The sequence below is a fragment of the Devosia sp. genome, assembly GCF_028290625.1.
Classification (GTDB): domain Bacteria; phylum Pseudomonadota; class Alphaproteobacteria; order Rhizobiales; family Devosiaceae; genus Devosia.
In genome coordinates this window covers 60,100-73,889 of sequence record NZ_JAQGJM010000012.1, presented here as the reverse complement: position 1 = coordinate 73,889, position 13,790 = coordinate 60,100, and the positions used below count along the sequence as shown (strand labels likewise).

Annotated in this window: 15 protein-coding genes; 1 reads left to right on the top strand and 14 read right to left on the bottom strand. The window is 63.5% G+C overall.

What is annotated here, in order from left to right; genetic code table 11:
• Nucleotides 1-16: 16 nt before the first annotated feature.
• From phnC to JWR51_RS06145, 14 genes are all read right to left on the bottom strand, one after another.
• The gene (gene phnC / locus JWR51_RS06210) at nucleotides 17-850 is read right to left on the bottom strand and encodes a phosphonate ABC transporter ATP-binding protein (protein ID WP_299745170.1); all 834 of its coding nucleotides are present in this window, start codon (nucleotides 848-850) and stop codon (nucleotides 17-19) included.
• An 84-nt stretch (nucleotides 851-934) separates the two neighbouring features.
• Nucleotides 935-2,131: an alpha-D-ribose 1-methylphosphonate 5-triphosphate diphosphatase gene (locus JWR51_RS06205; RefSeq protein WP_299745167.1), complete on the bottom strand. Its 1,197-nt coding sequence runs from the start codon at nucleotides 2,129-2,131 to the stop codon at nucleotides 935-937.
• Complete coding sequence (locus JWR51_RS06200) at nucleotides 2,118-2,855, bottom strand: ATP-binding cassette domain-containing protein (RefSeq protein ID WP_299745164.1); 738 nt, start codon at nucleotides 2,853-2,855, stop codon at nucleotides 2,118-2,120. Before JWR51_RS06200 ends, JWR51_RS06205 begins: the two co-directional genes overlap by 14 nt.
• Before the next feature lie 9 nt (nucleotides 2,856-2,864).
• Nucleotides 2,865-3,686, bottom strand: a complete 822-nt coding sequence (locus JWR51_RS06195) for an ATP-binding cassette domain-containing protein (RefSeq protein WP_299745161.1) — start codon at nucleotides 3,684-3,686, stop codon at nucleotides 2,865-2,867.
• Nucleotides 3,683-4,597, bottom strand: a complete 915-nt coding sequence (locus JWR51_RS06190) for an alpha-D-ribose 1-methylphosphonate 5-phosphate C-P-lyase PhnJ (RefSeq protein ID WP_299745159.1) — start codon at nucleotides 4,595-4,597, stop codon at nucleotides 3,683-3,685. Before JWR51_RS06190 ends, JWR51_RS06195 begins: the two co-directional genes overlap by 4 nt.
• Entirely contained in the window at nucleotides 4,594-5,685 is a 1,092-nt protein-coding gene (locus JWR51_RS06185; RefSeq protein ID WP_299745157.1) for a carbon-phosphorus lyase complex subunit PhnI, read from the bottom strand. The genes JWR51_RS06190 and JWR51_RS06185 overlap by 4 nt, the downstream gene beginning before the upstream one ends.
• Nucleotides 5,685-6,224, bottom strand: coding sequence for a phosphonate C-P lyase system protein PhnH (phnH, locus tag JWR51_RS06180; RefSeq protein WP_299745155.1), 540 nt, complete (start codon nucleotides 6,222-6,224; stop codon nucleotides 5,685-5,687). The genes JWR51_RS06185 and phnH overlap by 1 nt, the downstream gene beginning before the upstream one ends.
• Complete coding sequence (gene phnG / locus JWR51_RS06175; RefSeq protein ID WP_299745152.1) at nucleotides 6,224-6,679, bottom strand: phosphonate C-P lyase system protein PhnG; 456 nt, start codon at nucleotides 6,677-6,679, stop codon at nucleotides 6,224-6,226. The genes phnH and phnG overlap by 1 nt, the downstream gene beginning before the upstream one ends.
• Nucleotides 6,672-7,427, bottom strand: coding sequence for a phosphonate metabolism transcriptional regulator PhnF (gene phnF / locus JWR51_RS06170; protein ID WP_299745149.1), 756 nt, complete (start codon nucleotides 7,425-7,427; stop codon nucleotides 6,672-6,674). Before phnF ends, phnG begins: the two co-directional genes overlap by 8 nt.
• Nucleotides 7,428-7,606: 179 nt before the next feature.
• On the bottom strand, nucleotides 7,607-8,395 hold the full coding sequence (locus JWR51_RS06165; RefSeq protein ID WP_299745146.1) for a hypothetical protein: 789 nt from the start codon (nucleotides 8,393-8,395) through the stop codon (nucleotides 7,607-7,609).
• On the bottom strand, nucleotides 8,392-9,183 hold the full coding sequence (locus JWR51_RS06160) for an SDR family oxidoreductase (RefSeq protein ID WP_299745143.1): 792 nt from the start codon (nucleotides 9,181-9,183) through the stop codon (nucleotides 8,392-8,394). The genes JWR51_RS06165 and JWR51_RS06160 overlap by 4 nt, the downstream gene beginning before the upstream one ends.
• Nucleotides 9,184-9,222: 39 nt before the next feature.
• Nucleotides 9,223-9,963, bottom strand: coding sequence for an ATP-binding cassette domain-containing protein (locus JWR51_RS06155; RefSeq protein ID WP_299745140.1), 741 nt, complete (start codon nucleotides 9,961-9,963; stop codon nucleotides 9,223-9,225).
• Nucleotides 9,960-11,030, bottom strand: coding sequence for an ABC transporter permease (locus tag JWR51_RS06150; protein WP_299745137.1), 1,071 nt, complete (start codon nucleotides 11,028-11,030; stop codon nucleotides 9,960-9,962). The genes JWR51_RS06155 and JWR51_RS06150 overlap by 4 nt, the downstream gene beginning before the upstream one ends.
• Before the next feature lie 2 nt (nucleotides 11,031-11,032).
• Nucleotides 11,033-11,980, bottom strand: a complete 948-nt coding sequence (locus tag JWR51_RS06145) for a substrate-binding domain-containing protein (protein ID WP_299745134.1) — start codon at nucleotides 11,978-11,980, stop codon at nucleotides 11,033-11,035.
• Between the two features lie 832 nt (nucleotides 11,981-12,812).
• On the opposite strand from JWR51_RS06145, the gene JWR51_RS06140 reads away from it, so the two are divergent.
• Nucleotides 12,813-13,763 (top strand): hypothetical protein, encoded by a 951-nt coding sequence (locus tag JWR51_RS06140; RefSeq protein WP_299745131.1) that lies wholly within the window; start codon nucleotides 12,813-12,815, stop codon nucleotides 13,761-13,763.
• Nucleotides 13,764-13,790: the final 27 nt, after the last annotated feature.

The following is a 13,790-nucleotide window of genomic DNA, read 5'->3' as shown; positions in this document are numbered from 1 at the left end:
CGGGTTATGACCGCCGCTAGTAAGCAGCGTCGGCCAATTGGGGTTGCTTGGCCGCTGCCGGGATTGGCAAATGTGCGCCCAAGGTCGAAGTCAGGCTTTCTTCCACGTCGGCATCGCCGGCGTCGCCATAGATGCTCTGGACGGCCTGCCGCGTCAGCGTGTCGGGCGAACCGTCGAACACGACCTTGCCCTGCGCCATCCCGACGATGCGATCGCAATAGGCGCGCGCCGCATCCAGAGTGTGAAGATTGCAGATGACCGTTATCCGGTCCTCCTGGTTGATCTTGCGCAGGGCCTCCATCACGAAGCGGGCATTGCGCGGATCGAGCGAGGCGATGGGTTCATCGGCCAGGATCAGGCTCGGGTTCTGGATCAGGGCCCGGGCAATGGCGACGCGCTGCTGCTGGCCTCCCGAAAGGGTATCGGCGCGCTGCAGTGCCTGCGGCAACAGATCGAGCCGGTCGAGCGCCAAGGCGGCGGCGGCACGATCCTGCGCCGAAAAATGCTTGAACATCACCGGCAAGGTCTTGGCGGTGCCGATGCGCCCGATCAGCACATTGGTCAACACGTCGAGCCGGTTGACCAGGTTGAACTGCTGGAAAATCATGGCGCAGCGGGCACGCCAGGCCCGCAGGTCGCGACCGGCGAGCGTGCCGATATTGGTGTTCTCGAACAGGATATCGCCCTGCCCGGTGGTCGCCAGACGATTGATCAGGCGCAGCAAGGTCGACTTGCCGGCGCCCGAGCGACCGATGATGCCGACCATCTGGCCGGGTGGGAAATTCAGGGAGACATTGTTGACCGCGATGGTCTGGCCGAATGTCTTGGTGATCTTCCGCAATTCAAGCATGGCTCCACCTTCCGCAAGATAGCTGTTCTTCAGGCTTGGAGGTCCGTTCCTATGAGCGGACGATAGTTGGCTTGGATGACAGCGTTAACTCATTCGAATGACATCATGGTGACGAACCGGATTGCCGGGAGCCACGCTACCATCGGAATAGACCATGACGCCGTTGCAGAAGGTGGCGCGGATATGGCCGACGCCGGAGCTGTCGGCAACGATGAGGTCGGCGCGCAGGCCCACGGCGATTTCGCCGCGATCCTCAAGACCGAGCGCTCGCGCCGGATTGCGCGTGGCGAGGCGCGCCGCACCCGGAAGCCCGTCCGGGTCGGTTTGAGCCAGGACGAGCACGGCCGGCAGCATGGCCGAGGGGTGATAGTCGGCCGCGAGGAGGTCGAGCAGGCCCGCGGCATGAGCTTCGCGGGCGGACAGATTGCCCGAATAGGAGGTGCCGCGCAGCGCATTGGGTGCGCCCATGGCGTTGACCATGCCGCGGGCCTTGGCTTCGCGGGCGGCGTCCAGCGTCACCGGGAATTCGCTGATGCTGGCGCCCAGCTCCTGCATCTGAGCGACCTTTTCCACGGTGTCGTCGTCATGGCTGGCGAGCGGCACGCCGTGCAGGGCGCAATATTGAGCCATGGTCCGCAGGGTTGCGGTGAGATCGCCGGCGGTTTCCTTGCGATCGCGGATGCGCTGTTCGAGATTGGCCTGCGCCTGCTCGAGCGTAATGCCCTTGGACTTGGCGAGGTTGGCCGCCTGCAGCGGCATGTCGCGATATTGGCCCTGGCCCGGCGTATGGTCGCACAGCGAAATGAGATCCACCGAGCCTTCGGCGATCAATTCCTTGACCACCGACAAGGCGGCGGGAAACGTCACTTCGAAGCGGGCATGGACGCGATGATCGATCAGCAGGTTCGCCTTGTGGGCGCGGATCGCCCGGATCATTTCGCTGGTGAAATCGTAGGACCGCATGTGGCCATAGGTCGAGCCCGGGCTGAACGATACGGCGGCATAGGCCGTGGTGATGCCGGAATTGGCGAGCTTGCGGTCAAGATCGCGCAGACCCATTTCCATCGGCATGCGCACACCCGGGCGGGGCTCGATCTCGCGTTCGATCATGTCGCCATGCATGTCGATCATGCCGGGCAGCAGGATGAGGCCATTGCCCACGATATCGGCCTCGGCCACGGGGGTTTCGCTGATCTCGGCGATCAGGCCATCCTCGATGCGCAGGGCACCATGCGGGATCAGGCGGTCGGCAAGGACAATGCGAAAATCAGACAGCCACATGGGTCAGCTCGTTGTCAGCGGAAACGGGATGGGTTGCGAGGTCAATCTCACGATCGATAAGGTCGGTGACGTCGCCGGGGTGGTGGAAGACGCCGATGATGGCGACGCCGGCGGCCTTGAGATCGTCGAGGCGCCGCACCAGCGCCCGGCGCGCGCCGACGTCGAGCGAAGCGGTCGGCTCATCGAGCAGCAAAAGGCGCTGGGGTAGGATCAGCGCGCGGGCCAGATTGACCTTCTGCTGTTCGCCGCCCGAGAAGGTGCTCGGATAGGCGCGCCACAGTTCTTCGCGGACGCCGAATTCGCCCAGCCAATGGCGAGCCTGATCGAGCGCCTCAGCCTGCGACTGACCGGCGAGACGCAGTGGCTCAGCGACGATATCCTGCGCCGCGACGCGCGGGCGGGCGTTGAGGAACTGAGTGACGAAGCCCATTTCCTGGCGGCGCAGCAGGGCGATATCGACATCGGCGGCTCGGGCCAGGTCGATGGTGCCGAGCTTGGACTGATACCAGATATGGCCGCCCACCGGCAGGTAGCTGCGCCAGAGTGTGCGCAGTAGCGTGGACTTGCCGGCGCCGTTGCGGCCCTTGAGCAGCAGAAATTCGCCGGCGCGCAGGTCGAAGCTGATGCCCTCGAAGGCATGCAGCATGCTGTCGAGATGGAACATGCGGAAGGTCTTCGTCAGGCCTTCGACGCGCAGCAGCGGTAGGGTTTCTGGCGTTTGCATCGTGGGTCCCTAGAGCTTGGCGTGAACGAGTTGCTGGGTATAGGGGTGCTGGGGATCCTGGAACACCTGATCGGCCAGGCCCCGTTCCACCACCTCGCCATGGCGCATGACCAGCACGCGGTCGGCCATGGTGCGGATGACGCCCAGATCGTGGCTGACCAGTACCATGGTGATGCGACGATCCCGCTGCAGGCGCTTGAGCGTATCGAGCACCAGTGCCTGCACGCTGACATCAAGCCCGGTGGTCGGCTCGTCGAGCAGCAGCAGCGCCGGTTCGAGCGCAATGGCCTTGGCCAGCTGCACACGCTGCTGCATGCCACCCGAGAGTTCTGCGGGCCGCGCATCCATGCGGGCCAGCGGGAATTCGGAAGCGTCGAGCGCGTCCCGCGCCTTGCTGCGCAGCACGTCGAAGCTGCGTTCGCCGGCGATCAGCAGCCGTTCGGCGACATTGCCGCTCGAGCTATGGCGCATCAGCAGGCCCTGATGGGGATTCTGGTAGACAATACCGATGTGATGCGCGCACAGCATGCGTCGCTGGTAGCGATCGAGAGCGAAGAGGTTGTCGTCATCCTTTCCGGGGAGTTGCAGGCGATAGTCGCCCTGGTCCGGCGTGTCCTCAAGGTTCATCATGCGCAACAGGGTCGATTTGCCGGAGCCGCTTTCGCCCACTATGCCCATGACTTCGCCGGGATAGACGGTGACATCCACATTGCGTAGCGCCCGCACGCTGCCGTAAGTCTTGGACAGGCCGCTCATGGTCAACAGCGCTTCGGTGCGCATCAGTTGTGGTGGCAGCAGCGCGGCTGGCGCAGAGGTCATATCGATGCTCATGCCGAAAACTCCCCGTCCTGATACCAGGTAGCGCCGATTTCCACTGGTTCGCCCTCAGCCCGGCGGATGGCCTTGATGCCCAGATTGCTGTCGGACACTTCGAAGGCCGAACCGCCGTGATCCTGCGGAATCTCGTTCATGAAATAGCCCGATATGCCCGAGCGGCGGCAGACCAGATCGGCGTGATCTTCGACCCGGTAGGGCCGATCGGAGAAGACCAGCGGCTCGACGCGGGTATAGGGCGGTACGGCATGCAGGCGCTTTTCGCGGCCAGCCGAAAGGAACGTCAGGTGCTTGGCCATGTGCAGCTTGGGCACGTCCCAGCGCGGAATCGGCGATGGCGTCATCACGTGGCGGCCATTGACCAGGCTCGGATAGGCGGCGCCCTGCATGATGCGGCCCTTGCGAACGATCTGCTCGTAAAGCGTCAGCCACAGCCGGCCGTAGTCGGCATCGGCATGCATCTGCCGGGCGATCGACATATTGGGTTCAACGCCGCGCAAAGGTTCCGGATTGGGCACCTGCAGCACGAGAATCTGGTCGGCGCCGAGGGTTTCCTCGGGCACGCGATGGCGCGACTGGATGATGGAGGCCCCGAGGGTATCCCAGGTTTCGGTGGCGCCCGAGACGCGGCTGATGAAGCGGCGGATCGAGGCGGCGTTGACACCGTCATCGGCGCCCTGGTCGATGACCTTGATCGTCGAGGCCGGATTGACCAGCGTCAGCGTGACCTGCAGTCCACCCGTGCCCCAGCCGCGCGCCATCGGCACTTCGCGGCTGGCATAGGGCATCTGGCAGCCGGGCACGGCGATGGCCTTGAGCATCTTGCGGCGCAGTTCGCGCTTGGCGGAGGCGTCGAGAAAGCCATAGCTGGTCGCGGCCCAGGGCTTGGTGAGTGCGGAAAGGCTCATTCTGCGGGCTCCGTCTGGCGTTCGGTTGCGGCTTCCGGCGCAGGCTGGGCGGATGCGGCCTTGGCCTTCGCATCGCGCATGGCGTCGAGTACGGACTGGAAGGTCACATAATGGGGCAGCTTGAAGTGGATGCAGAAGCCGGAGGCTTCGACTGGCTCCGTGTGATAGAGGTAGAATTCCTCGTGCACGGGCGAGCCGACCGGCGCTTCTGCCGAATTGAGATCGAGCGTCGCGGCGGCGATCACCTTGACCTCGTTCCAGCCGAAGGTCGCGGCAAAGCCCAGCTCCAGATAGCCGCCCTTTTCCTTGGACGTCACTTCGGCCTGGCTGACCCGCACCCTGCCTGCCGAGAACGGCGTGCCGTTTGGGTGGCGGACCACCACTTCGGCTTCGGCGAGGCGCAGTTCGTTGACCGTGGGATGGGCGTTGCCATAGCCGCGCATGGCCGCATATCCGAGGGCCAGCACGCCGCCGGTTTCCGCGCGTGCCAGGCTTTGCAGCCGGTGTGCACGCGAGGCAGGGAACAATAGCGGTTCGCGGGTAAGATCGGGGATGTCGTCGGGCGCAATGGTCGGCTCGGTGGCAGGCGCCACCAGGCCCTGTTGCCGCTGCCAATCGGCGAGCGACGGCTGCCGGGCCGGCGCAGGCGTCGCTGCCGCCTCGACCGCGGGCGGAGTGTAGGGCTTGCCTTCGAGCACGTCGGTTGCCAGCAGGCGATGGGAATAATCCAGCGTCGGCCCGAGAATCTGACCGCCAGGAATATCCTTGAAGGCGGCCGAGATGCGGCGTTGGGTGAGAAGGTCATCCTGCCGCACCGGCGCTGCCACGGCGAGGCGCGGCTGGGTGGTGCGCCAGGCGCGCAAGACCAGCACGGCTTCGGAAAGTTCGCCGCCGGTCTGGGCCAGCGCCAGGGCGGCCAGTTCTTCACTGTAGAGCGAGGCTTCGCCCATCACGCGATCGACCAGATAGGGCATGGATTGCTGGATAGAAGCAACGCGCGCGGCGTCGATGGTGCCCAGGTCCTGGCGGAACAGGCGCTCGGCCTGGTCGATGGCCTTTTCGCCACCGCGGGTTGCCACATAGGCCATCAGAGCACCTCTATCTGGGTCGAACGGGGAATGCCGATGACCGCTTGGCCATCGACGAGCAGCAGGTCGAACCCTTCGGGATAGGCGCAAAGCCGTGCCCGCATGGCCCAGAATTCGGGGGGAAGAGCGATCATCATGTCGCGGGCGCCGTCGATGCCGGGGCCGGTGAAGCGCAGCCGCTGGCCGGCGCCATGGGCGACCTGTGCCACCAGCGTGGCGCCGTCGTCGGGATAGAGCGCGCTGCCGCAGCGGATGGCGTCCAGCTCGGAGGCCGCCCCGGTTAATTCGCCAAGAAACAGATGATCGGCCATCGCCAGGTCTACGGCCAGTACCGCGCCGGTGTCGGCGATCATCGACGCCAACTCGACGCTATCGGTATAGGCCGCGCATTCGCGGTCGATCAGGGCCTCGACGATCGGCGCCAGGCCCGGTTCGGGCAGCTCGCGCACCTCGCCGGGGCGGGCCATCGACCACATCAGCGCTTCGAAAGTGGCATTGCACCGCGCTTCGGCGGCGTCGGGAGCGGCTACGGTCAGCATCAGAAAGTCTCCATTTCGACGCGCGTCGCCTCGACCCGGCGCATGCGCTCCGCATCGAGTTCGGCCAGATGCATCCGCTCGGTTTCGATGAAACCCTGGATTGCGTCCGCGTTCGGTTCTGCGGCCAGCGCAAGGTCGACCACGGCCATCGCCATGGCGCGTTCAAGATCGCGGCCGGTGATCATGCCGTAGCCAATGCGGCCCGTGGCGTCGGCGATGTGGGCCTCGCTCACCAGCACTTCACCGAGGTGAAAATCGACATTCTCGACCGTGTCGCGCATCGGCACCATGACCAGACCGGTGCGGTTGGCGATCACCGTGATCTCGCCCAGCCCATCCAGCAGGCCCTCGGCCAGCGCCTTGAGCCGCTCCGGCCGTGCCCGCGCCAGCAGGCTGAGGGCATCGCCATGGCCGGGCCGATCCTGCCCGTTGCCGCCATTCGCTTCGTTAAACATCGTCGGTCCTTTCGCTCGGCATGCCGCGGGCTTCGGCATTCTCGAAGGTGAATTGCACGCGATCACCGGCCCAGGCCGCCTCGGAAAAACCGATGGGCGCGCCATTCATGTCCACGTCGGTCTTTTGCACGATCAGCACCGACTGGCCCGGCCGCATCATCAGCAACGAGGTCTCGTGCTCATTGGCGATGCGGGTGAAAATCGTCGTGCTCTGCCGGCGATAATCCTCGATGCCATAGGTCTTGTAGATCGCGGTGAGCGAAGGGGTAGTCTTGCGGCGCTCCGAGATATCGGGAAAGCGCTCGACGTCGTGATAGGTCCAGCCCAGGCTGATCGGCAGGTCATTGGCAAAGCCGCGCCAGGACCGCGCCGTCACCAGAGCATCCGGCGCCAGCTTGAGCGCGGCGGCCACGCGCGGGCTGGCCGGTATCTGCATTTCCGAAATGGCCTGGCCGGAACCGGTCAGGCCTTGCGCCATCAGGTTTTCGCGGAACCGGGTGCGTGGGCCGACGACATAATTGATCAGCGGCGCGCGCTCGACGAAGGTGCCGCGACCGTGCTCGACACGCAGCTTGCCTTCCGCCACCAGCGCAGCCAGGGCGCGGCGCAGCGAATGCCGTCTGGTATTGTAGAGCAGGCAGAGTTCGGGCTCGGACGGCAGCTGTGCGTCCGGCGCCAGATGACCGGCAGCGATTTCCGCGCTAATTCTGTCCCGCGTGGTTTCCCACGACTGTCCACGACTATGCATAACGCCCGCTTCACTCATTCGGATGAGTTGGAAACTAGACGCGGCGGGTGACACTCAAATGACGGGAAGAGGCGTTTTTGAAAATTGCGGCGCGAAACGCCGAGCGGAGACACGCGACGTCCGCGCCGCGACGCAAATAGCGAGCGTTCGGCTTTCTCACGACCGGTAGGGGGCTGCCGTTACCGCCAGGTCCAGGTCATGCTGGCGGTCAGGGGCGCGCCCGGGCCGATGACCTTGGGATTTGGCATGTTGATCGAATTTGGCGGCGCGGTCCAAGGCTCGATACAGACCCCGGCCTCCTCCATGTCGTAGATGATCCAGTCCTGGCAGTCCGAACTGACCGTCAGCTCCAGCTCGCCCGGCCAGCGCACGACCGGATCGGCACGCAGATCGCGGAAGCAATAGTCCCAGGGCCGCGGCGCCGGGGCAGTCATGGCGCCGCTCGGCAGGCCGCTCTCGTCATTGGCCCACATCGTGCCCGGCTGCACATCGAGCTGCAACTCCGCCGAAGCGGGCGTGCCGGCGAGACGCCGCACGAACCAGGGGTGCCAGCCGATAGCCACCGGCATCCGCTCGCGGGCATGAACCTCGATCTGGAAATCAGCGCGTCCAGCGCTGAGCTGCGTCCGCTGCACCACCCGGCACGGCCAGGGCCATAGCGCGCCGAGCTCGATGCTCATCTCGCCATCTCCGGTCACCTGCCAGGGCTTTTCCGTGACCAGGCCATGCAAGGCATTGGGGCCATTATTCGCCACGAACGGATAGCTATTGCCCTCCCAATTCAACTGCGCATTGCGCAACCTGCCGACCCAGGGGGCCATCACGAAACTGCCGAAATGGAACACGTCCGCGCCGTGCTGCACCATCAGTTCATGCTCGCCCACGCGGAACGACGTCAGCCGCCCGCCATCCTCGGGATCGAAGGAGGCCGAGCATCCCTCGGCTGTCAGATGCATCTTGTTGCTCATTGCGCCGTCCATCCTCCATCGATCACAAGCACCGTTCCGGTCACCATCCTGCCCGCCTCCGAGGCCAGGTAGACGATCGCCCCGGCAACGTCATTGGTCAGCGCGAATTTGCCGAGTGGTATCTTGGCCAACACCGACTCCTTCATCGCCGGCTCGTCGAGGATCGGGGCGGTGCCGGGCGTATAGATGAAGGTCGGCGCCAGGGCATTGACGGTGATGTCGTGCTTGGCCCATTCGACGGCGAGCGTCTTGGTCATCATGTTCACCCCGCCTTTGCTGGTGCAGTAGACTGCGGCATCCGGCAGGGCGACCAGGCCGCCCTGCGAGCTGATATTGATGATGCGCCCGCCCTTGCCTGCGGCGACCATGGTGCGCGCCACCGCTTGGCTCATGAAGAACATGCCCCGCAGGTTCACGCCCATCATCTCGTCCCAATCGTCCTCGCTGACGTCGAACGCCGCACGGGCAAAGCCCAGCCCGGCATTATTGACCAGAACGTCGATGCGGCCATGCTGGGCGGTGATTGCCTCGACCGCGGCATTGATGGAGCCGACATCGCTCACATCCAGAAGCCGCGGATGGACGGTGTAGCCGCTCTCCCTGGCTTCCGCCGCGATGGCGGCCAGATCGGTATCCGTTCGCGCGGTGGGCACGACTACGGCGCCGGTTTCCGCCAGCAGGATCACGAGCTCCCGCCCTATGCCCTTGGAGGCGCCGGTGACGACCGCCACACGGCCACGAAGGTCGAAACGCGCCGCTGCGCTGCTTCCCGATACCAAGTCTGTCAAGATAAGCCCTCTAATGAAATGGCGATGCGAACGGCCCGGTCAGCCCTGCGCCACGAGCTGGGTGATGTGCTCGATATCTGCGTCGGCGCTTGAAAACTGCCCCATGACCCGCCCGCGGGCCAGCACCACGACTGTGTCGGCGACGGAAAGCGCCTGCGCCAGATTATGCATGATCAGGATCACGGCCTGGCCGGCGTCGCGGGCGCGCCGCACCTGGTCGAGCACCTGTTCGGTCTGTCGCACCGCAAGGGCGGCGGTCGGTTCGTCCAGGATCAGGCAGCGCGAGCCATAGGCGATGGCCCGGGCGATCGCGACCGCCTGCTTCTGTCCGCCCGACAGCGTGGCGGCCGGATCGCTGAACCGCCGGCGCAGGTCCACGCCCAGCGTTGCCAGCGCCTCGCGGGCAACGGCCTCGGCCTTCCTGGCGTCATAGATGCGGAACGGCCCAAAGCCCTTCACCGGCTCGTTGCCGAGCACCATATTGCGCGAGATCGACATCAGGTCGCAGACCGCAAGGTCCTGGAACACGGTCGAAACGCCCGCGGCCCGCGCATCATGGGCGCCGCGGAATACCACCGCCTTGCCGTCGACCTCGACGCTACCGGCGGTAGGTCGGTGGACGCCGGAAAGGACCTTGATCAGCGTGCTCTTGCCCGCGCCATTGTCACCAAGCAGGGCCAGCACCTTGCCGGCATGGGCCTCGAGGGAAATGTCGCGTAGCGCCGTGACCGACTGGAACGCCATGGTGACGTTGCGCAGGGCGATGACCGCGGCGCTCATGATGCCGCTCCCTTCGAAGCTGGGCTGGGTGCCTCTGGCGGCGGCATGGAGGGGCGCATGACGAAACGGGTGATCACGGCGCGATTGATCAGCACAGCGACGAGCACCACGGCGCCCAGGAAAATGTTGACCCAATATCCCTGCAGCCCGACCAGCAGCAGCCCGTTAGTGACCATGGCATACATGATGGCGCCGAGCACAGTGCCGATCACGCTGCCATAGCCGCCGGTCAACAGCGTGCCGCCGATCACCGTCATGGCGATGGCGATCAGTTCCCAGCCGGTACCGCGATTGGCGTCGATCGAGGCATATTGCACCGCCGCAATCACGCCCGAGAGGGCGGAGGTAAAGCCCGAAAGAGTGAATAGCGTCACCGTCGTGCGCGCCACGGGAACGCCGAGATTCCTGGCCGCGGTCGGGTTCTGCCCGATGGCGAAGGCCCAGTTGCCCATGCGCGTGCGCAACAGGAACAGGGTCGCCAGGATCGCCACCACGATGAACCAGAGCAGCGACATGCGATAGCCGAACAGCAGCTTGCCGGCGATGATCTGGGTATATTCATCGGGGAATTTCACCACGACCGGGAAGCCGCTGGTCTGCATCGTCAGGATGCCGCGATAGATCAGCGAGGTCGCCAGCGTGATGATGAACGACGGCAGCCCAGTCTTGACCTGGATGATGCCGTTGATGGCCCCGAGTGCGGCGCCGAACGCCAAGGCGCAAACCAGGGTCAGCGCGGGCGGCAGGCCGAGCACATTGCCGAAATAGTAAAGCGCCCATCCGGTCAGGCCGACAACGGTGCCGACCGAGAGGTCGAAATGGCCGGCAATCATCAGGATGGTCACGCCCACCGCGACGATGCCGTATTGCCCGGCGAGGCTGGCGACATTGATGCCGTTGTCGTTGCTGAGGAACAGGTCCGGACGCAGAACGGAAAAGACCGCGAAGGCCACGACGAGCCCGGCCAGCGAGGCAAGTTCGGGGCGGCGCAAGCCGTCCCGAAGCAGGCCGGCAACCCCGCCCATGGAGCCCGATGGGGCGGATTTGGTTGGGGTCGCCTCAGCCACGATTACCGAACTCCCGCTTCAGCGAGGCCGGCGACAGCGGCAGCATTGGCGCTGTCGACGATCTGCGGACCGGTCAGGAAGTAGTTGGACTGCACCAGCCCATAGCGAATGTAGTGGACCAGTTCGAGTACCGAGATATAGCCACGCCACCAACCCTGCTGGTCCATGGTGAAGTCGAGATCGCCCGCCTGGATCATGGCGACGAGCTCGGGGCTCACGTCGAAGCCGGCGGCCTGCAGTGGCCGGTCCACGGCCTTCTTGGCGGCAACGATGCCGGCCGTCGCCGGTTGGCCGGTCGCCAGAACGGCGTCCACGTCGGGATGCGAGCGCAAATAGGCTTCGGTGATCGAGGCGGTCTTGCCCGGATCGAGGTCGCCGGCGACATGGTCGTAGGTCACGCCCTTTTCCTGGGCGATCTGTTCCATGCCAGCGCAGCGCGCCGTCTGGGTGCCGTCACCAACGCTTTCCTGCACGCAGATCAGCGACTTGGCCCCCTTTTCGATGAAGCGGTTCGCCGCCATCTGGCCGGCGGCATATTCGTCGGCGCCGACCCGCGATACATAGACGTCGTTGGGATCGCGCAACGGCTGGTCCTTGACGCTGGGAGCGGGATTGAAGGCCACCGCGATGCCCTTGCTGACGGCGTCCTTCGCCACCGCATCCAGATCGCCGATCCCCAGGATCAGGATGCCATCGGGCTTGGCCGCCATGGTGGCATTGATCTGGTCGATATAGGAGGCCAGGTCGACGCTCTGCGGATAGACGTATTTGATGTCCACACCCAGATCCTTGCCCGCCTGCTGGGCGCCATTGTTGAGCACCCGGAAGAAGCCCGAGCTTGGATCCGCCAGACCTTCGACATAGATGGTGAGCCGCTTACCGCCGGTCAGGTCGCCGGGATAGTTCGCGGTTTCCTGGCCAATTGCTCCCAGGCAGGAGGATACGATCATCGCGACTGACGTCGCGGCTAACAGAATATGTCTCTTTGACATTATGCACCTCGGAATCCGTTCGCTTGGCGCACCATTCCACGCATCTCGGTAGCATACCGGAGGCGCACGATGCGTTCCAATTTAATACCACTTCGGTACAAGGCCACGCCGATCCGGTCCCCACAAGTGCGCAATCTGGCTAATTGCACAGCAATTGGATTTGTATTGGTATATGTGTTTTGCCGTAGCTAGGTGGTGGCCTCGGCTAAGGTGCCCGGAGGGCTGCCATCGGGCGCGCCCTGCAGTTCTGGCGCCCCAGCGCTGATTGTCTGCCACCCGTGAGCGTCACGCCACGGACGGGCATCCACGATGGGCTGGGCTTTCAGGGAAATGCGGACTAGCGGGCTTCGGCTATCCGGGCCACGCAAGGCCCCGGCTACCTTGCGGGTGGTAATGCCAGATCCCGCGTTTTATCTGTGGAAATCGATCGGCGCCGGAACTGTCTTTTCGGCCGCCCATTTTGGCTCAGGTATCCCCGTCAGTGACGCCTCGGGTGTCACAGGGAGATTTTTGGAGCGGGTGAAGGGAATCGAAAGGGCATCGTAACTAGCTGAGTTAAAACAACTAAATATCATGATAGACGCTTCATACCGTGCTAGATACCGTAAACCCGCTTGACCGCCCTTTTTCGGCTAGACGTCGTGTTAAGAGCGAGGCAAATTCCAAGCGTTGTTCCACGGGAATTGTTAGTATGCCACCCCTTGGCCGTGCGATGTCGGCGATGCAAACCGAGCTTATGGTTCGGAGGTTTCCATCCTATCTGGGTCCGGTCGAGGAATACGTTGATAGCGTGAACGAAGACCAGATCGATGCATTGTCCGATAGCGATCTAGATGCACTTTTGATTGAATTCGGCGACTGGTTAGCTCCCACAAGCCGATTTCTGGATATAGTTTCTCTCGACACTGTGTCGGTGACGACAGAGGGAGAAGCAGGTGATGAAGATGCTCAGCTGCGTCGACGACTGCAAGTATTGCTTTCGCAAATGAGCATCTACAATGACGAGTTGAGCTATCTCAAGTTCGATGAGTTAAAAGTCCGGTATGACGCCCAGCGTCTATCGGACCTCGCGGAGCTCGAACAGGGCGCACTTCTTGAAGACCGCGGCCGCTTTTTTAATCATGTTGAGGCTGAGGCGGACTTCAGTTTTTGGCAGGGTATGGCGGTCTGGAGTCCTAGTGAGGCGTCTGCGCTGATTCTCGGCAAAGATCCGAGGAAAGTGAATGAAAAGGCGTTCAAACGCCAAAAGCTGGATAAAAACTCGTCGCCGTTCATCTATGAATTTTTCCGCCTGAGAGAAGCGATTTTGAGGGCCGGTCAAGCAAACAAACTTCCCGCTATGGCAGGCCCTAAAGAGGTTGCGTTGTGGGCCTCACGTAACAAAGCGCTTAGGTCGGAAGAATTTACAGTCTGGGCGGACCATTTTGAGAGCGCGCGGGCACCAAATACCGAGGCCGACGACTTAACGACCAGCGAGCGGCATAGCATGTACAAGCTTATTCTGGGTTTGGCGGCCGCTCACTACGGCTATTTGCCAAAAAATCATCTCGACGAACGAAACGAGGTCTATTCCGCGATTACGGACGACATTAACTTGTCCGGCATGGGCACCGACATAAAAACGGTCCGCGGATATCTAAAGGCCGCTGCTGAGTGGGCCTATCATCAAGAAATTAGACTGTCTCAACCTGCTCCGGAAAAGCTGCGAGGGAAATCCCGAGGGAAGCGCACAATTCCCTGAGAATGTCGTTCACTTGTGTCCCCGCCA